At 57.2% G+C, this 18,736-nt stretch carries 16 protein-coding genes and 3 pseudogenes; 12 read left to right on the forward strand and 7 right to left on the reverse strand.

Annotation, left to right across the window (positions count from 1 at the left end; translation table 11 throughout):
* Positions 1-586: 586 nt before the first annotated feature.
* From AC1Q6Y_RS23340 to AC1Q6Y_RS23355, 4 genes and pseudogenes are all read left to right on the forward strand, one after another.
* Complete coding sequence (locus tag AC1Q6Y_RS23340; protein ID WP_429521988.1) at positions 587-892, forward strand: SDR family NAD(P)-dependent oxidoreductase; 306 nt, start codon at positions 587-589, stop codon at positions 890-892.
* 26 nt (positions 893-918) lie between these two features.
* Positions 919-1,401, forward strand: a pseudogene (locus tag AC1Q6Y_RS23345) (HvfX family Cu-binding RiPP maturation protein); the annotation flags it as partial.
* A 255-nt stretch (positions 1,402-1,656) separates the two neighbouring features.
* The gene (locus AC1Q6Y_RS23350; protein WP_492625241.1) at positions 1,657-2,103 is read left to right on the forward strand and encodes an HvfA family oxazolone/thioamide-modified RiPP metallophore; all 447 of its coding nucleotides are present in this window, start codon (positions 1,657-1,659) and stop codon (positions 2,101-2,103) included.
* 280 nt (positions 2,104-2,383) lie between these two features.
* On the forward strand, positions 2,384-3,832 hold the full coding sequence (locus AC1Q6Y_RS23355) for an amidase family protein (protein ID WP_057715311.1): 1,449 nt from the start codon (positions 2,384-2,386) through the stop codon (positions 3,830-3,832).
* A gap of 117 nt (positions 3,833-3,949) precedes the next feature.
* Here AC1Q6Y_RS23355 and AC1Q6Y_RS23360 read toward each other — a convergent pair whose 3' ends face one another.
* The 3 genes and pseudogenes from AC1Q6Y_RS23360 to AC1Q6Y_RS23370 form a co-directional block, all read right to left on the reverse strand.
* Complete coding sequence (locus tag AC1Q6Y_RS23360; protein ID WP_057715310.1) at positions 3,950-4,891, reverse strand: GlxA family transcriptional regulator; 942 nt, start codon at positions 4,889-4,891, stop codon at positions 3,950-3,952.
* Between the two features lie 227 nt (positions 4,892-5,118).
* Positions 5,119-5,250 (reverse strand): annotated as a pseudogene (locus AC1Q6Y_RS23365) (IS30 family transposase); the annotation flags it as partial.
* 322 nt (positions 5,251-5,572) lie between these two features.
* A pseudogene (locus AC1Q6Y_RS23370) lies at positions 5,573-6,409 on the reverse strand (patatin-like phospholipase family protein); the annotation flags it as partial.
* 367 nt (positions 6,410-6,776) lie between these two features.
* On the opposite strand from AC1Q6Y_RS23370, the gene AC1Q6Y_RS23375 reads away from it, so the two are divergent.
* The 3 genes from AC1Q6Y_RS23375 to dsdC all read left to right on the forward strand — a co-directional run bounded on the left by AC1Q6Y_RS23375 (position 6,777) and on the right by dsdC (position 10,643).
* Positions 6,777-8,117 carry a GntT/GntP/DsdX family permease gene (locus AC1Q6Y_RS23375; RefSeq protein ID WP_057715308.1) on the forward strand — a complete coding sequence of 447 codons (1,341 nt, stop codon included), beginning with the start codon at positions 6,777-6,779 and terminating at the stop codon, positions 8,115-8,117.
* A gap of 43 nt (positions 8,118-8,160) precedes the next feature.
* On the forward strand, positions 8,161-9,513 hold the full coding sequence (dsdA, locus tag AC1Q6Y_RS23380; protein WP_492625242.1) for a D-serine ammonia-lyase: 1,353 nt from the start codon (positions 8,161-8,163) through the stop codon (positions 9,511-9,513).
* 161 nt (positions 9,514-9,674) lie between these two features.
* Positions 9,675-10,643, forward strand: coding sequence for a DNA-binding transcriptional regulator DsdC (gene dsdC, locus AC1Q6Y_RS23385; RefSeq protein WP_090454881.1), 969 nt, complete (start codon positions 9,675-9,677; stop codon positions 10,641-10,643).
* A gap of 8 nt (positions 10,644-10,651) precedes the next feature.
* Here dsdC and AC1Q6Y_RS23390 read toward each other — a convergent pair whose 3' ends face one another.
* Positions 10,652-11,269, reverse strand: coding sequence for a LysE family translocator (locus tag AC1Q6Y_RS23390; protein WP_340315774.1), 618 nt, complete (start codon positions 11,267-11,269; stop codon positions 10,652-10,654).
* A gap of 184 nt (positions 11,270-11,453) precedes the next feature.
* Here AC1Q6Y_RS23390 and AC1Q6Y_RS23395 point away from each other — a divergent pair, with 184 nt between their 5' ends.
* Complete coding sequence (locus tag AC1Q6Y_RS23395) at positions 11,454-11,906, forward strand: Lrp/AsnC family transcriptional regulator (protein WP_090457843.1); 453 nt, start codon at positions 11,454-11,456, stop codon at positions 11,904-11,906.
* Positions 11,907-12,086: 180 nt separating this feature from the next.
* On the opposite strand, the gene AC1Q6Y_RS23400 is transcribed toward AC1Q6Y_RS23395, so the two are convergent.
* Entirely contained in the window at positions 12,087-12,542 is a 456-nt protein-coding gene (locus tag AC1Q6Y_RS23400; protein WP_057715305.1) for a VOC family protein, read from the reverse strand.
* A gap of 187 nt (positions 12,543-12,729) precedes the next feature.
* On the opposite strand from AC1Q6Y_RS23400, the gene arsN2 reads away from it, so the two are divergent.
* The 3 genes from arsN2 to AC1Q6Y_RS23415 all read left to right on the forward strand — a co-directional run bounded on the left by arsN2 (position 12,730) and on the right by AC1Q6Y_RS23415 (position 14,451).
* The gene (gene arsN2 / locus AC1Q6Y_RS23405) at positions 12,730-13,179 is read left to right on the forward strand and encodes an arsenic resistance N-acetyltransferase ArsN2 (protein ID WP_090454895.1); all 450 of its coding nucleotides are present in this window, start codon (positions 12,730-12,732) and stop codon (positions 13,177-13,179) included.
* A gap of 150 nt (positions 13,180-13,329) precedes the next feature.
* Entirely contained in the window at positions 13,330-14,103 is a 774-nt protein-coding gene (locus tag AC1Q6Y_RS23410; protein ID WP_340315778.1) for a ParA family protein, read from the forward strand.
* 132 nt (positions 14,104-14,235) lie between these two features.
* Positions 14,236-14,451, forward strand: a complete 216-nt coding sequence (locus tag AC1Q6Y_RS23415; RefSeq protein ID WP_057715303.1) for a hypothetical protein — start codon at positions 14,236-14,238, stop codon at positions 14,449-14,451.
* Positions 14,452-14,652: 201 nt separating this feature from the next.
* On the opposite strand, the gene puuE is transcribed toward AC1Q6Y_RS23415, so the two are convergent.
* Positions 14,653-15,546: an allantoinase PuuE gene (puuE, locus tag AC1Q6Y_RS23420; RefSeq protein WP_492625243.1), complete on the reverse strand. Its 894-nt coding sequence runs from the start codon at positions 15,544-15,546 to the stop codon at positions 14,653-14,655.
* On the reverse strand, positions 15,546-16,418 hold the full coding sequence (locus AC1Q6Y_RS23425) for a GNAT family N-acetyltransferase (protein WP_492625244.1): 873 nt from the start codon (positions 16,416-16,418) through the stop codon (positions 15,546-15,548). The genes puuE and AC1Q6Y_RS23425 overlap by 1 nt, the downstream gene beginning before the upstream one ends.
* 422 nt (positions 16,419-16,840) lie before the next feature.
* On the opposite strand from AC1Q6Y_RS23425, the gene AC1Q6Y_RS23430 reads away from it, so the two are divergent.
* The gene (locus AC1Q6Y_RS23430; protein WP_218498428.1) at positions 16,841-18,703 is read left to right on the forward strand and encodes an ABC transporter ATP-binding protein; all 1,863 of its coding nucleotides are present in this window, start codon (positions 16,841-16,843) and stop codon (positions 18,701-18,703) included.
* Positions 18,704-18,736 lie beyond the last annotated feature (33 nt).

The following is an 18,736-nucleotide window of genomic DNA, read 5'->3' on the forward strand; positions in this document are numbered from 1 at the left end:
CTTTCGCCGACGTCTCGCTGGAGGACGGAATGATTTGCCATGCAAGCAACAGCCCTGCTCATGGGCGCGAATGAGTTGGCTATGTTGTTCGCGGGGAACCGAAATCGAGATTGCACTCTTGATTCGGCGTAGGCCCCGGCACTGGACAGACATTCGAGACGAGTTTGATAGAAGGCGATCGGAGAAAAAGGCTTGAGCCATAGCTCGTGTAGCGGAAGTGCGCTTCAGCCAATAGCTGCCGGTGAGAGCCGGCAGAAACCGGTCAGATCAGTCAGGCCGCTTGCTGTTCGACAATTTTTTTGTCCGTAGAAACAAGCTACTTCTAATCCAGCAACTCATCTCGAATGAGGTTGAACAGGGGCAGTAGCTGTTCACCGCACCGAATCACCCAGCGCGCCAGCGTCTGGCGCGGGATAGCTCAGCTTGCGGGTGCGAGCTTCATTCCGAGCCCGAACGGGCAGACTCAAAGACGTGAGCTTCGCTAACGTGACGGCGCAAAAGGAGGTATCTGCGTCATTTAGGTCAAAAGCCTGTTGGCGTAGATTTGTTCCTGAACCCGGTACCCCGCCGGTTAAAGGAAACTGCCATGAACACCCGCATCCACCAAGGTACTGCGCTGGCAACTGGCGCATCTTCTGGTATTGGCGCTGTTTACGCTGACCGGCTTCCCCGTGCTGGCTACGATCTGATCCTGGTTGCGCACCGCGTCGAAAAGCTTCGCGAACTGGCGCGGGCGATTACCACGTGCACTAGCCGCTCAGTTGAGACTATCGCAGCTGATCTCACTGGCGCTGACGATCTGGCCCGTGTTGAGCGCGTACTTCAAACCGATTCCTACATCACCGTGCTCGTCAACAATGTGGGTATCGGCGCGACCGGCCCTTCGAAATAGGGCACACGTTGCCCGAGGAAAACCAGATGTCGAACCGAAACCAACAAGTCGAGCAGTCGCTGACATCCCGTATAGATGTTGTCGGGCTTTGGTTGGCGCCCTTTGGGCTCCGCATTTTGCTCGCATGGGAATTCTTCGAATCCGGACTTGAGAAGCTGCAAGGGGCGAACTGGTTCGCCGACCTTGGCGACAAGTTCCCGATGCCCTTCTCTTTGCTGAGCTCGAATACGAATTGGACCATGGCAACCTGGTTCGAACTGGTCGGCAGCTTCGCTTTGCTGCTCGGCTTGGGCACCCGTTTTGTCGCATTGTCACTGTGGGTGCTGACAATAGTGGCCACCTACACCATTCACTGGCCGTCAGATTGGTCGAGCTTGAGCGAGCTGTGGCAAGGCTACGCAATCAGCAACGATGGCTACGGCAACTACAAGCTGCCGTTGATCTACCTGGTGATGCTTTTGCCTCTCATCCTCAACGGATCCGGTCGACTAAGCCTCGATCATCTCATCGAAGTCCTCCGAGACTCAGCAAGTAAGAGCTCTGCTGGTCCGAGCGTTTGGGGACTTGTGCTCCTGACGTTGGGGGTGACGGTTTCGCTATTGTTGCCGTGGGTGGGAGGAACGTTGGCGGGCATCGCAGCGATCCTGCTGGTTTTTTCCCGCAGACCTGGCTCCGTTCACATGCCGCTTTCCAAATCTTGACTTGCTACTGCATTTCGCAGTGCTACCCAGCGGCTTCGCCGCACCCCACCTGGAGAAAATGTAATGTCTGATAAAACCATCCGTAACAAGAGTATGGGTCTGATGAGTGTTGCGCTGGCCGGGATCGTACTGAGTGGATCGGCTTTTGCCGTACAACAATTGCCGCAAGGCTACATGCTTGCCGCGTCGCACACCGGAGCTGAAGGGAAGTGTGGTGAAGGTAAGTGCGGTGGCACGGAGACCAAGACACAGGCAAAGACCACCGAAGGGAAGTGCGGTGAAGGCCAGTGCGGTGATGCGATCTTCAACGCGATCGATACTGATGATGATGCGCGAATCTCGCGCGCCGAGTTCCTCGTGGTTGAGCCGAAGGGGCAAGCCGTATTCGCGAAGAAGGACACCAACACAGACGGCTACATTGATGAAATGGAGTCGTACCTGAGCGTCAAGGCGGCCTATAACGAGAACGGCAAGGAACTGCCCAATGGTCTGTTCTCTACCAAGGAGTGAACCATTCACTTCATCGTCATGCGCCTCCGCTTTACGCGGGGGCGTTTTTTTATGTGTACAGCCGTGCCTGCATTTAATTCAGCCGCCGCAAGTTTCTGCCGACGATGTTGACCTTATCTCAACGCGATGTGGATCTTCGTTAGGTCGCTCTGATCCATTGGCGGACGGGCAATGTCCCTAAACGAGGTATATTCGACATTTCGGACTTTGCGCGGTGTGGGTAGATTCAAGTCATGACGGGAGCATCCCTCGTCTCAACCCAACCTACCGTGAGGTTTATATGCTTAAGGGCGATGACACTGGAATATCACCTGACAGGTTCAGCGAACTTGGTGTTGCTGCTGCGGCTGCCGCCATACGTAGAGGCGACATTTCGTCAGAATCCTATACTGCGGCGCTACTTCGGCGAGCTCACACTTTCTCTGACCTGGGCGCCTTTATCACGATCGACGAAGCCGCAGTACTTGCCGCGGCGAGAGCCTGTGATACCGCTCGCGCTACTGGTTCTACCGCCCCGTTGTTGGGCGTTCCGGTTGCGGTCAAGGACAGTTATCTAACGCAAGGTTTACGGACAACACTCGGCATCCGCAGTTTGGAGAACTTTGTGCCAGCTCGAGATGCAGAGGTCGTTAGAGCGATCAAGGATGCCGGGGGCATAGTGTTCGGCAAGAACAATCTTGTGGAAATGTCATATGGTTTGACCGGACATAACAGCCACTTCGGCCAGGCGAAAAATCCGCACAATCCTGAACACGTGACCGGAGGCTCTTCGAGTGGCGCGGGAGCATCGGTAGGCGCTCAGATCGTGCCCGCGGCTCTCGGCGGTGACACCGTGGGTTCTATCCGCGTGCCAGCGTCGTTCTGTGGTGTAGTGGGGTTCAAGCCCAGCCCGGGGCGGTGGTCTGGTGATGGGATTGCTCCCATCTCCCATACGCTCGATACAGCGGGTGTATTCGCGCGCACCGTCGAGGATTGCGCACTGATCGACCAGGTCGTCACGAAGACCACATCTACCGTTCATGGTGACTGGACGGGTCTTAGAGGAATCCGGCTAGCCTATGCTCCCCGGCAACATCTTGAGCGTATCAATCATGAAGTTGAGGAGCACTTCAAAGAGACGATTCGTCGGCTGTGTGACGCTGGTGCGGAAGTTGTCGAAGTAGACCTTGGTGAAGATTTTTTCGCCATGACCGAAAGGTCGACGTGGAGTATTTTCTTCCATGAGACGATGGAGTCGGTCGCAGGCTTCCTTCGCAAGAATCGGATACCGAGCTCATTTGAAGATATCTACAATGAATTGAAGCCTGGCTTGAAAGATGCTTGGGGCCATCTTGTATTGCCGAGTGGCGCTGGATTCATTTCCCATGAGACATATCAAACCGCGCTTGATCATGATCGTCCGGAAATCCAGCGCCGATTTAACATGGCATTTTCCAGCAGTGGGGCTCAGGCGCTCATCATGCCAACTACACCCTGTCCTGCACCAACGATTGAGCAACAGACGAAGTTCACCATCGCAGGGCAGGAGGTCGACGACCTGGCTCTCGCGAGGCATACCGTCGCTGGGAGCATCGCAGGGTTGCCGGGCATTAGCATTCCGATGGGAATGTCCAGCAACGGACTTCCTATCGGTCTGGAAATAGACGGCAAGAATGGTGACGACCGAAAGCTCCTTGAACTTGCTCGTCGCGTGGAGGCGGCAGTAGGAGCGGTAGCGCGCTCCGTCTGAACGATAGGACATGTATCAATTGTGTAACCGTGGTTAACGGAGATACGTCTAGTCATGGCCCGGACTTAACTGGTCCGGGTCGCAAAATTTAATTCAATCCCATAGTGATCAGCATTCCTAAACTTCCGCCAATCGCGCATTGCGTCGCAGAACCTGCGGGGGCTGCCCGAATGCACGCAAGAATGCTCGGCGCATTCGCTCTGTATCGATAAAACCGGTTTCGGAGGCGACTTCGTCTATTGAATGACGGCTTTGCTCTACCATTACCCTCGCTGCCTCTAAACGAAGGTGTTGGACTGCTTTGGCGGGCGATTGTCCGGTTTCGGCTCGAAACGCTCGACTGAACTGCCTTGGGCTCAGATGGGCTGCCATTGCCAGTTCTTCTACTGTAAGTGGGGCGCGCAGGTTCTGGCGGGCGTGTGCCAATGCACGTTGGATGCGATCGGACTTGGCGTCTAACTCCAACAGCGCCGAGTGCTGAGACTGTCCGCCAGCACGTCGATGATAGACGACCAAGTCTTGGGCAACCCTACGGGACAGTTCCGGGCCAAAATCCTTCTCGATCATGCCAAGCGCCAAGTCTATGCTGGCGCTCATCCCGGCGGAGGTCCAGATAGGTCCGTCGATGATGAAAATTCGATCGTCCTCTACATGTGCTTTCGGAAACTGTTTCTGAAGATCGCGCGCATGAAACCAGTGCGTGGTGACTCGTCGACCATCGAGCAATCCTGCTTCACCAAGTATAAAGGCCCCCGTGCAGACCGATGCAGTGCGCCGTGTGGACTCGGATGCCTTACGCAGTTGCGTTATCAAGTCAGACGGAGAGGGTGCCGGATGCATCGAGCCAGTGACGATCAGCGTATCAACCTTGCTGCTCGACAGCGGACTCGTTTCAACAGGGGCACCAAACGAGTTGGGAACAGCGCCACCGCTCTCCGAGAGGAGTCGGATGCCATACAACGGCTCATTCGCCGTGCCGTTAGCGAGTTCGAACGCGGAAACTGCTGCCAATCCCATGATTTGGAAGCCGTGCGGCAAAACAAAGCCAATCGTGATCATAGGACAAACCTCTGTGGCCTGACATGAGCTATACGAGTATTTCAAGCCATGGTCAATCACCTTGCATCCCACTCGGCCCCTGAGAAAATGCCGGTCGATTCCCTTGTTATTCAAAGGTCACGAAGGCGGGCTGTAATGTGAAGGTCGGGGTCTATAAGGAATAGATCGGCGGTAGGGGCATTCGCGCTGCCAGGTGGAGTTTTGGTTTCTGGCCATTGGCAGTGGATTCAACCGGTCGACGCAACAGATTGGCTCAATCGTTCAGCGGGTGTTTCGTAGTTCAGAGTTTTCCGAGGGCGGTGATTTATGCCACGGATAGCCCTTCGCGCTGAGTTGAAAGGCGTAATCGAATAAACGCTTCATGTACTCGCCATCGAATTTCTTATTGCGCGGAAAGTAAAAGTCGGAGCCAATGTACGCAAGATTGAAATCCGCTCCATCCTGCTGCGCCATACGGTAAATTCGCTCCAGGTCGCTGATCCCCTGAGTTTGAATCAATGCACTGATGGCTCGACCGCCGATGCTCAATGTACGGCGTTTCGTCCCGGACCACTGCGGCTCCAGTGTCCCGTTACGAATGACATAGAAATGCCGTTCGAGTCGCAAAGGTGCTCCGGTGGCTCTGTTCAGCGCCATCTTTGTGCCAGGTGGGTAAAGGAACACCTGAGTGATTACCCCACCGTCCACGTGCATTTCCTGAAACTGTTTGCCGTCAACGTCTACATCGATCATGACGGGTGAGACGGCGCCGGGAATACTCATCGACGCGATCATGATGTTGCGGAAGAGGTCGAGCGCTCCCGGTGCTTCGCTTGCGGCAATAGTGCCCATGTTCCAAGTGACTGGCCGCCCTGAGTCAAGGTCGGTTGTGCCGATCAGCAGGATTCGCCCTTTGGCGTATTCCGATGCAATCGCCGCAAGAATTTCCGCGGTGATGTACTTTGTGATGAGCCGCGACAGTGGTTTGCTGTCCGCTATACCGTCGCTGGCAAGACGGGTCAGCACGTTTCGCGAATGAAAAACGTCTTTTGGACCGATGGCGTTGGCGATATACCGAATGACTTCGTCGTACCCGGATCCCAGGTAAGCGAACGGGGCGACCAGGGCGCCCGCGCTAATGCCCGTGACGACCTTGAACATGGGGCGAGTCCCATGCGTGGTCCACCCCGTAATGAGTCCTGCTGCGAATGTGCCTGCGTCACCGCCTCCCGAAACTGCCAGCATATTTGCCAGCGGCAGGATGTTGTTCGGTTTCCCTGCCTTGGCGAGAGCCTCGCTCTCGCGTTTGTTGCCCTCAGTTGCATCCTGAATGAACAGAGTCAGGTCGTGGTCCAACCAATAGCGAGCATTGGGAATGCCAGGGATGACCGCTTTTTCCGTTAACGTTTGCGGCACAGCATCACGGCGTGGCAAGCCCCCTTGCAGGAACATGTTCAGCGTCGAGGCGCCAGGTCTGAGCGCGAATGGTTTCAAAACGCCTCCTCCGGCCCCTGCAGTCGACAGCAAGCGCGCGCTCATCGTACTCGAGACAGTCCTTACCCATGGTGCCCGAGATGTCTGCACTCCAGCCGACTGCGACACATCATTCGAACGCCAGCCAGCTCATTTTGCGCTCCTTGACATGATAAAAAAACTCATTGGCCCCGTGCTTCAGGTTCACTTGGCCTGCGAGGCTTGCTTCCAGGCTTTGATAGCCTCCAGTCCCTTGTAGATATGGCTCGAACTTTCATCACTTCACGCCATGCACTCACCATAGATGACCTCATGTCATCCATCCCTTGAAAATCCATCCTTTGTCAGGTCCCTGTGTTGCGCTCTCTAATGCCGAAAAGCTGAGTGACCAAGATCACTTATTTCAACAATAAAAGCTCTTTCAGGAGATTGTATGCACAGTGGTCCCACTCTATTGGTGGTGTTGTTTTCCGCCATCATTCTGATCGTTTTTCTAATCGTCAAAGTGCGTGTCCACGCATTCCTGGCCTTGACCGCAGCGAGCTTTGTGGTGGGCATCGGTTCAGGCATGCCACTGGCGCAAATGGCCTCTTCCTATGAAAAAGGTGTCGGTGGAACACTCGGATTCCTGGCAACGATCATTGGCCTTGGCGGCATACTCGGCAAGATGCTGGAAGAATCCGGTGGCGCGGAGCGCATTGCCCAGACGCTATTGAGCACCCTGGGTAAAGAGCGTGCCTCATGGGCCATGATGCTAGTAGGGTTTATCGCGGGCATCCCGGTGTTCTTCGAGGTTGGATTCGTTCTGCTGATTCCCCTGATCTATGTGGTCGCCAAAGAGACCCGGATCAACCTTTTGTACCTGGGCGTGCCCTTGGCCGTGTCGCTGATGGCAGTTCATTGCATGTTGCCCCCGCACCCTGCCGCGATGGCCATCACCGGGCTGCTGGGCGCCGATGTCGGCAAGGTTATTGTGTATGGCCTCATTATCGCGCTGCCTACCGCCATCATTGCCGGGCCGCTGTGGATCAAGCTGGTCTGCAAGAGTGAAGCGCCCGACACTCAAGAAGCTTTTCTGGACGAACATTGCGTTGACAGCGCGACCCGGGACTTGCCAGGCCTTGGCTTGACACTGCTGACCATCCTGCTGCCACTGCTGCTGATGGTCGGCAAAAGTTTTGCGGCCGGACTGCCCCATGACTCCGGGCTCTTCAGCATCGTTTCGTTCCTGGGGACGCCGCTGATAGCACTGTCCATTGCTGTGGTGTTCGCTTACTGGGCGCTGGGTTTGCGCCGTGGCTTATCAATGCCTGACTTGCTCGCGCACACTCAGAAGAGCTTTCCTCCGCTGGCCAGCATTCTGCTGATCATCGGTGCCGGTGGGGCATTCAACGGCATCCTGGTCGACAGCGGCGTGGGTAACGCGCTGTCCGGCTCGTTGACGCAATTGAATATGAATCCCATCGTCCTGGCGTGGTTGGTGGCGGGGCTGATGCACTTCGCCGTCGGTTCAGCAACGGTGGCAATGATCAGCGCCGCCGGCATGGTGATGCCGATGCTGAGCGCTCATCCCACCGTGAGTAAGGAAATTATCTGCATTGCCATCGGTGCCGGCGCCATTGGCTGGACCCATGTGACGGACTCGGCCTTCTGGGTGGTCAAGGAGTACCTGGGAGTCTCGCTCGCCGAAGCGTTGAAGAAATTCACCTCGGCCACCGTACTGGCTTCATTGATCGCGCTGGGGCTGACCCTGCTGCTGTCGCAATTCGTTTGATTCAACCCGTATTTTCCGCCTGATTGTTTAAAGGGATCACGCCATGATTTTGGGCAAGACACTTGAAAGCTGGTACGCCAGTTATCCTTTGATTCGCGATCTGGTCGCGCTGCAAGAAACCACCTGGTTCAACCCTGCTGTGGCGCCGGTCGCGGAATCGATTGGCGATGTGGGGTTGACGGCCGCAGACGTCGCCGATGCCAGCGCGCGACTGACGCGTTTTGCTTCTTACCTGCGGCGCGCGTTTCCGGAGACGGAGTGCAGTGGCGGCATTATCGAATCGGACATTCTGCCCGTACCACACCTGCAGCAATTGCTCGGCGAGCGCTACGGTCAGGCGTTGGAAGGGGCGCTGTGGCTCAAGCGGGACAGCCATCTGCCGATTTCAGGCTCCATCAAGGCGCGTGGTGGCATCTATGAAGTGCTCAAGCATGCCGAAGACCTGGCGTTGGCCGCGAATCTGCTGACGCTTGATGACGACTACGCGGTGCTGGACAGCGATAAGGCGCGTGCCTTTTTCGGCCAATACAAAATAGCCGTTGGCTCGACCGGCAACCTTGGCATGTCCATCGGCATCATGGGGGCGGCATTGGGTTTCCAGGTGACCGTGCATATGTCGGCGGATGCGCGGCAATGGAAGAAAGACAAGTTACGTTCACACGGCGTTACCGTTATTGAGTACTCCTCCGATTACAGCGTGGCCGTCTCGCAAGGCCGTCAACAAGCGGAGTCCGATCCTGCCTGCCATTTTGTGGACGATGAAAACTCGGTCAACCTGTTCCTGGGCTACTCGGTGGCTGCCGAACGCCTGAAAAAGCAATTGGCAGCGGCTGACATCACCGTGGATGCGCAACATCCATTGTTTGTTTATCTGCCCTGTGGGGTGGGTGGCGCGCCAGGCGGCGTGGCCTTCGGCCTGAAGCTAGCCTTTGGCGACGCTGTCCATTGCATCTTCGCCGAGCCCACACACTCACCATGCATGATGCTGGGCGTCTATACCGGCCTGCACGACGAAGTGAGCGTGCAAGACTTCGGCATCGACAACGTGACGGCTGCGGACGGCCTGGCCGTCGGACGCGCTTCAGGTTTTGTCGGCAAGGCCATGCAGCGCTTGCTTGATGGTTTCTACACGGTCAGCGACGAGGAAATGTACAGTTTGCTGGCACTGATGGAGCGCAGCGAAGGTGTGCGCCTCGAGCCATCCGCGCTCGCCGGCGTGCCCGGCATTGCCAGAGTCCAGGCCGACCAGCAGGGCTACCTGGCTCGCGCGCGCCTGGACCGTCAGGCCATGGTGCAAGCCACCCATCTGGTTTGGGCAACGGGCGGCAATATGGTGCCTTGCGACGAGATGGAAGCTTATCTGGCCAAGGGCCGTGAATTGCTCGCCAAAGGTTAATCTGGTCTGAATGGACCCGAATTGCCTGGACTCGACAGAGTTCTCGCTGATTTAAGCCTGAACCGAATGTGGCAAGATCAACGTCTTGCCACATCCGTTACGTTTGCCCGCTGGAAATGCGTACAACGCAAGGCGGCTTTTGGGTTTGAGGGAAAACTGTCGTGCTCAACCTTCCTCCACGTATCAGCTCCAGGCTCAACAGCAGCCAGTTCGCGAACCTTCACACCTTTTTGGTTGCCGCTCGTCATCTGAGCTTCGCCCGTGCGGCAGAGGAGCTGTGTTTGACCGCAAGCGCCGTGAGCCACCGTATAAGTCGTCTGGAAACCGCCTTATCCATGAAGCTGTTCCAGCGCCTGACCCGGCAGGTCAGCCTGACCGACGAAGGCGAGCGTATCTTCGAAATACTCCAGAATGCGATGGGAGAATTGTCCGAGGCACTCGAGCAATCGACACAGGCGGAAATTGCCGGCTCGATCGCGCTCTATGTCAGGCCTTCCATTGCCCAATGCTGGCTGGTTCCCAGGCTGGCGGATTTTATCGAGCGATATCCCTTGGTGTCATTGGACCTGCGGGTAGGCAATGACAATGTCGACTTTCGAACCCGTAAAATCGACTTGGCCCTGTACTACGCCAATGGCGAGTTTCCCGGGTTGACGAGCCATCGGTTGATGCGCGAGCGGCTGGCCCCGGTGTGTAGTCCCGAGTATGCGCGACGCCACCGCCTGGAGGAGAACCCGGACAACTTAAGGAACTGCACAATCTTGCATGACTCCCTGGCGTGGGATCATGCGGCCTATGATGCCGAGTGGACGCTTTGGGCAGAGCAACACAACATGCTCGCGGCACTTCCCAAACGTAGCTTGACCTTCGATCGCTCTGATTTATGTGTGACCGCAGCCATGAACCACGCCGGCATTGCGATTGGCCGTCAGCAGCTTGTGCAGAAGCGGGTTGATCGCGGCGAGCTCGTCCTGCCGCTCGCTGAATTCAGCCGCTCAGGCCACTACGATTACTATCTGGTTCACCCGTCGCTCGGCACTATCCCTAAGCGACTGCTGGTTTTCATGAACTGGCTACGAGAATGCGCACATCAATCATCACCTCTGGATGAGAACGACGACCTGTCCTGATGAGGCAATCAAGCCGGCATCTGTTCGGTAAACAGCGTCACGGCGATGATGATCATGATCGCTCCGGAGAAACGACTGACCCACTGAGCGGCGGCTGGGCGTGCCTTTAGAACAACCTGTGAGCCAAAACCGACCAGGAGATAAATAACGCCACAACTGAGGGTGTGGACAAGCCCGAGCGCAATCATCTGCGTCGGTACAGGCCAGGGGGCAGTGGCATCGGCAAACTGGGGCAAGAGCGCCAGGAACAGCAGGAACACTTTCGGATTCAGGCCGCTGACGCAAAGCCCCTTGAGCGCCCAGCGCAACCATGAGCCTGACGCCTGAACTTCATCGGTGTGGGGTGTGGAGGGACGGGTGAGCATGTTGATGCCCAACCAAAGCAGGTAACCCGCCCCGGCCACCGTCAGCACTGACATGACCCCAGAATGGTTGGCGACCAGGGTGCCGACACCAGCGGCTACCACCAATGTGGCAATCAGGTGGCCGGACAGCAGTCCGCCCACAGCCGGTATGACGACGCGATGCTTCAGGCCAGCGGATATCGCGTAGGCCCAATCCGCTCCGGGCGTAACGACGAACAGAAACGACACCGCCCAGAAGGCAACAAAGACACTGAAGGTCATGGCGTCACCCACGCCCGTTCATCAATCATCGCGTTATTCATCATCCCGCCTCTCATAGGCCGCCCCTCTTGTTTCCTGAAGAGGAGTACGGCTGTTAATGGATGGGGGAAGATTAATGAAATGTTGTTAGAATTAACTTTCAAAGGTGGTCGTATTTTCGTCGCAGTGAGGGAGATTATTCTACGTGGACAGAACTGACCGGAAGATTCTTGCCGAGCTGCAAAAGGATGGCCGTCTTTCGGTCACTGAACTTGCCGAACGCGTCGGCTTGAGCCTTTCACCCTGTCATCGGCGAGTGCGGGCACTGGAGGACTCCGGTGTATTGCTGGGCTACCGTGCGCAGCTTGATCCCGGTGCACTGGGCCTGAATTTTTCCGCAATGGTATTTGCCACGCTCCGCGAGGGTGACCGGCAAGCCGTCGAGGCGTTCGAGGCGGCGCTCATTGAAATACCTCAGGTGGTCGATGCCCAAAGGCTGTTTGGGGAGCCGGACTACCTGCTGCACGTCATTGCCCAGGACTTGCCCGCCTTTCAAAGGCTTTACGATGAGAGCCTCTCGACATTGCCTAATGTGCAACGGCTCACCTCGACCCTGGTCATGAAGCGGGTCATTCAAGACAGACCGCTACCTTTGTGATCGGCGCGGCACATCTTCTGTTTATTTCAGGATTTTGTGGGGGGAGGCTGCTTCTGACCGGTTCTGTTGAAAAAGCAGCTCCCCTGTCTGTCAGTGCTGTTTTGGAGGTGCTTCTCGGGCATGCGAAAAATGGGTATGACCGTTGAATCCACAGCAAGCAGACGTTTATCGCCGCATCACTCAGGCAAATGCAGCTTCTACAAATGCCTCTAGCGCCTTGTCTTCCAGGATTTCGATAGAGAAGTGCCCGAAGCGCTTGGGCAACCAGATAATGCGTGTCCCGGACGGGGATTGCAGGTTCGCGCGGGCCAATGGCTTTCCGTTTTCGTCTTCTGGCTGGACACCGGCGACCATCAGTTCGTCATAGGCCTTCTCGATGTCCGGCGTCGAATAGCAGTGGCGATAAATCATCCCTTCACCCGAGGAGTCCAATAGCTCCCTCAGGTTCCCGGCCAACGGCTGTACTAACATGAAACGCTCTTGACCGATCAGCGCAATCGCGTAGCGCACGTGCAGACCACCTCGCTCCCAGACGAGCGTTTTGGAGATCCTGGCGTTCAGTATCTGTACGTAGTAAGCACAGGCTTCGTCGAGATTCTTGACCAATACATCGATGTGACTGAACTTCAGTTCCATTGCATGCCTCCTGCCGACCCTGCGTCCTATTGACCTTGGATGAGAAATGGGTACCGATCTTGAGAGTGCTCAATCACAGACCGAGGTCAGCATGCCATTAACCGCTCTCTTGCGTTGCAGTGATCTTGTCGACACCGGTAATTACTACCGTGAAACTCAGTGAGTCAGAAGCAAGGGGGGGGCGGCAATGCAGGCAAGAAAAGTAGGGCCGAGTGATCTGGATCATCTGTGTAAGTCATTAAGCCAGGCAGGGCTGCCCTTCAGTGATGTCAGTGAACCAGATCGACAGTTTTACCGGTTCGAAGTGGATGGGGAGTGGGTGGCTTATGGGGGGCTCGAGGGTGCGGGTTCCGATCTGTTGCTTCGCTCAATAGTCGTTTGTGAGACGCATCGTGGAGAGGGGCTGGGTAAAGCGGTGTTGTCTGAACTGGAACGCTATGCGGTCTCTCAAGGCGCAGTCCGATTGCACCTGTTGACTCAAGGCGCTGCCGGTTTTTTCTCTGCCAATGGATACGAACTGCTTGGCAGGGACGAGGCGCCTGCGGCTATCACCCAGACAGTTCAATTCAAGCATTTGTGCCCTGCATCGGCGAAGTATCTGCGCAAGTTGCTTAACGGTCCCCCTTGTACTGATTAGTCATTGATGTGCATCAGCACTCCGAGTGATTGAAGCTGGCCTGATGGACGGGCTGTCGTAAAACTGTAATGTTGCGGTCATAGAATTGAAATGACTACTTAGATTTTCCTTCAGTTGGCCTTAGGCCACTTTCATGGATGAGCAAGCCCGATGCGTCGTGTCGTATTCAATCAGAAAGGTGGTGTTGGAAAATCCAGCATTGCCTGCAATCTTGCCGCTGTAAGTGCTGCCGAAGGTTACCGAACGCTGCTGGTTGACCTCGATCCCCAGGCAAACTCGACTCACTACCTCACGGGACTACTCAACGAGCGCATTCCCGCAGGCATAGCCGATTTCTTCAAACAGACACTGTCCAGCGGCTTCGAAGGCAGAAGGAATCGAGTGGCCATAACCGAGACCCTTTACGACAACCTTCACCTGGTGGCTGCCAGCCCTGAACTCTCAGACATTCAGGCAAAACTTGAGAGCAAGTTCAAGATCAACAAGCTACGCAAGTTATTGGTTGAGCTGTCCGGGGATTATGAACGCATCTATATCGACACACCTGCGTCGCTGAATTTCTACACATTCAGTGCACTGGTGGCTGCCGATCGAATACTGATTCCGTTCGATTGCGACAGCTTTTCTCGTCAGGCGCTGTATCGCGTTCTTGCGCAGGTAGAAGATCTACGTTGTGATCACAACGAATCACTGGAAGTGGAAGGGGTGGTGGTTAACCAGTTCACTGAGCGCACTGGCATGCACCAAAGTCTCATTGATGAGCTGTTGGCAGAGGGTTTACCTCTGCTACCGGTTTACCTGAGCAGCTCCGTCAAGATGCGTGAATCTCACGAAGTTTCAGTCCCTCTCGTCCATTTGGCTCCTCGCCACAGGCTTTCGCTGGAGTTTGTTGGCTTGCTGGATGCCCTGGAGCGGGCCGCTTAGCTTCATCACTGATGGATTCGGCTAGCGTCGACTCAGCCGGAGTCGGCGATTCAGAACCCGTTCGTGCAGCTGAAACACTGGCGAAACATTCCAGCCTTATGATTCGCGTCACTGAAACCTGGGGGGTTGGAGATGAATCGGCCATCAAGAAGCATGCGCAAACTGCTCGACTCCGTCGCAACCAATAATGAGGTAGCGGCGCTTGATGTGATGCGCGCAGCAGAACAGCTCCAGGACGAGGTGCTTCGTCAGCGGTTGCTCAACATGATTCACCAGCTCAACCGCGATGCCAATGACTTGCGGATGGCGCGCGACGATATCCAGGGCGGCACCATAAAGCTCGCATGAGCAGTCATCTCTTCTGGATTCAGCCGGTGGATCCCGCCACCACCACAGCGAAGTTGTTCATTGTGGATTAGCGGATTGAGGTGTTGAACCGCATAGCGCGCCCACCCGATTTGTTTGTAGCCAGCACGGTCGCGTACTGGGGGTCGAAACATATTGCCGCATCATTGAGCGTGGCTCAGGCGGTCCCGAGCCACTTATCACTCAGGCGGGGAATTGGGCAATCCAGTGCCTGGCAATCTCTTCGCGCCGGCAGATCCACACCGCGTCGTGGCCTTGCACGTAATCCAGAAAACGCGCCAGCGCCATCGCACGACCAGGATGGCCACTGATCCGCCCATGCAGGCCGACGCTCATCATCTTCGGGTGGTGCGCGCCCTCCTGCCACAGCAGGTCGAAAGCATCCTTGAGCAGCCGGAAGAAGTCTTCACCGCAGGCGAAACCATTCGCCAGCAGATAGCGGGCGTCGTTGTTGACCAGCGTGTAAGGGATCACCAGGTGGGCGGGCGAGCCCGGGAGCCAATAGGGCAGGTCATCGTTGTAAGCGTCCGAGCTATAGAGAAACCCACCTTCCTCACGCAACAGGCGGCGGGTGTTCTGGCTGACCCTTCCTGTGTACCAACCTGTGGGGCGTTTACCGCAGATCTGCTCGATCACGTCGAGGGTGAGGCGGATATGGCGCCGCTCCTGGTCTTCAGGCATGTCGCGATAGTCCAGCCAACGGTAGCCATGCCCGGCAATCTCATGCCCGGCAGCGCTGAGCGCATGGCCAATCGCCGGGGTGAGTTCCAGTGCCCGGCCGACGGCGAAAGCGGTCAGCGGCAGGCCTCGGGCGCTGAACAGCTCCAGAATGCGCCACACGCCTGCGCGCGATCCGTATTCGTACATGCCCTCTACGCTCAAGTCCGGTTCCCCCACACGCGGCGGACGGCCCGGTAGCTCGTGAAGCCAGGTCTCCGACTTTGCATCGCCATTGAGGATGCATGACTCCGCGCCCTCTTCGATGTTGAGTACGAACTGGACCGCGACGCGCGCCTCACCGGGCCAGCGCGGGTGAGGTGGGCAGCCGCCATAACCGATGAGGTCGCGAGCGGACATCAGCCCAGCTCGAAAGTCGTGACGCCGAACACACGTTCGTGCGCGATCGCCGGAGGAGGGCCGAGGTACATGCGTGCGCAGCCGAAAACTTCGATCATGCCCTGTTGGTGCACGAGCGCCATCGCGGCGGGGTTGCTCTCCGGGGCATCGAGAAACAGCGGGCCACCCTGCGCAAATTCCGCCAGGCGCGCGTAGAGGGCGTTGGCTGCCAGGGCGTCATCGGCGAACAAGGGGCCGATCTTGCAGCCTTCCCGGCAGCGCCTGACTACGCCATAGCCGCTTAGCCTGCCGTCGCGCCGGCAACCCACGGCGAGTGCATCGGCTTGGGCTATCCACCCGCTCAGGAAGGTTGCGCGCGCGACGGGGAAGCAGGTGCGGTCGTAATCGACAATCTGATCGAGCGGGAAAGTGGCCAGCGGGACGATGTCCTGGTCGTCTACTTGCGAGGTCGCCGGGCGTTCGGTGATCTCGGCACGAAAACGCATGTTGCGATGGGAGAAGACGAAACCGCCCTTGGCGTAGTAGTCCTGCATCGCGAAGACGCCGTCCATGCCGATGCTCGCGCCTGGGCGCAGGCGGGCGAGGAGTCGCTCGCGGCGTGCGTGCCAGAGGGTATTGCCCAGACCTTGACCGCGATATTCAGGCCGGACGATGAAAAAGCCCATGAAACCGAATTCGCCATCGTAGGAGGTGATGGCACCGCCGCCGATCAATTCGCCGCCCCGGGACGCTGCGATGAAAGCGGCAGGGTCCGTCGCCCAGAACAGCTCGGCATCGTGGAGACCGGGATTCCAACCCTCACGGGCAGCCCAATCGACGAGCTCGTCCAACTCGGGACGGGTCATGTTGCGTATGACCAGCTGATTCGACACCGCGAAGTTCTCCTCAGTCGCTAATCGAGCGTGTGGTCCATCCCCACTCTGAACCCTTTCGGTATAGCTTCAACCCGAGTTTTGATCCAGTTCGTCACGTCACCTGCAGAATATGTTCGGTCCCATTGAATTGTCCTGAGCGCGAGGCCCGGTTGTTTTCTGCTGCGGAAACCATGGTCGACTGTTTTCAACCGAGTCGGCCGAAAGCAGTCCTTGGATGAACGTCCGGTCTTGGCCAGTTCCCTTCGATACCGGCCGATTTATCCCTGCCGACCGGGTCTCTGGCAACGTTTGATAGCCAGCACCCGGCAACCCAATCCTGGGAGCGACCTGCCAACAGCGCCACATCTCAACTTCGCAAAACCCTCAAAGCAACCGTTCAATGGCAGAATCCCCTCAACTTGATCGTTTTGGAGAACACCATGCTTCGTGCGTTTGAACGAAGGCTCGACCCCTTTCCTCCTGACGAGGTACCACCGCCACCCGATGGCCTGGCTCGCTTCCTGTGGGCCTGTACGCGGGGCGCCCGCGGTTACATCCTTGCACTTGCGCTACTAAGTGCCGGTGTGTCGATTTACGAAGCCTGGCTGTTTTCCTTCCTCGGGCAGGTCGTGGACCTGCTCTCGACCTGGCAGGCAGGCGGTGAAGCGGCTGCGCAGGAAAGTCGCGTGTTGTGGGGCATGGGCATCGTAATGGTGACCAGTGTCGGGCTGGTGGCATTGCGCACCATGGTGCAGCACCAGATATTGGCGATTAACTTGCCGTTGCGGCTGCGCTGGGACTTCCATCGCCTGATGCTGCGACAAAGCCTTTCGTTTTTTTCCGATGAGTTTTCCGGCCGAGTCACCACCAAGGTGATGCAGACTGCGCTAGCGGTGCGCGACGTGCTATTCACCCTTATCGAGATCGTGCCCGGGATCGGGGTGTATTTCATTGCGATCATCGCACTGGCCGGTGGCTTCGCTTTGAAACTGATGCTGCCTTTCGTTGCCTGGGTCGTGTTGTTCGGCCTGGCCATGCTGTACTTCGTGCCCCGTCTGGGGAAAGTCGGGCAGGAACAGGCTAATGCGCGGTCGATGATGACCGGGCGTATCTCGGACGCCTACACGAACATCACTACGGTGAAGCTGTTCTCCCACTCCAATCGTGAAGCGCACTTCGCGCGCGCAGCGATGGAGGATTTCAAGCACACCGGCTTTCGCCAGATGCGCCTGGTAAGCCAGTTCGAAATCGTCAACCAGGCATTGGTGGTGGCGTTGATCATGGCAGCAGGTGGTTATGCCCTATGGCTATGGCACCAGGGTGAGGTCGGCGCAGGTGCCGTGGCGGCAATCACCGCCATGGCGTTGCGTATCAATGGCATGTCGAACTGGATCATGTGGCAAATGACCTCGCTGTTCGAGAGCATCGGCACCGTGCAGGATGGCATGGCGACGCTGACCCAGGGCACCAAGGTGCAGGACGCGCCGGGTGCCGGCGTGCTCGTGACCTCCGGCGGCGCGGTAACCTTCGATAAGGTGAGCTTCAATTACAATGGCGAACGCCAGGTGCTCGATGGTCTGAGCCTGAGCATCCGCCCGGGCGAAAAAATCGGCTTGGTTGGCCGCTCTGGCGCCGGCAAATCCACGCTTATCAACTTGCTGCTGCGTTTCTATGACGTCGACAGCGGAGAGATTCGCATTGATGGCCAAAACATCGCACAAGTGACGCAAGACAGCCTGCGCGGCTGCATCGGTATGGTCACGCAGGATACCTCCCTGCTGCACCGTTCCATTCGCGACAACATCGCCTACGGCCGTCCCGATGCGACCGATGCGCAAATCCGCAGCGCCGCGGCCAATGCCCAGGCCGATGAATTCATAAGCCAATTGAGCGACCGGCAAGGCCATACCGGCTACGACACCCTTGTGGGTGAGCGCGGCATCAAGCTGTCGGGCGGCCAGCGCCAACGCGTCGCGATTGCCCGGGTGATGCTCAAGAACGCCCCGATCCTGCTTCTTGACGAGGCCACCAGCGCGCTGGACTCGGAAGTCGAAGTGGCCATTCAGGAAAGCCTCGATGAAATGATGCAGGGCAAGACGGTGATCGCCATCGCCCATCGGCTGTCCACGATTGCAGCCATGGATCGGCTCATCGTCATGGATGACGGACGCATCATCGAACAGGGCACCCACACCGAATTGCTCGGGAAGAACGGCGTCTATGCGCGGCTTTGGCAGCATCAAAGCGGCGGGTTCCTGGGGGAGGATAAGGGCGTGGTAGAAGAGGCTATGGATCAGGCGTGAGTGTGAAGGGTGCGCAGCAGGGGGAGGGGCGCC

This window comes from Pseudomonas sp. GW823-FHT06E10, assembly GCF_058794995.1.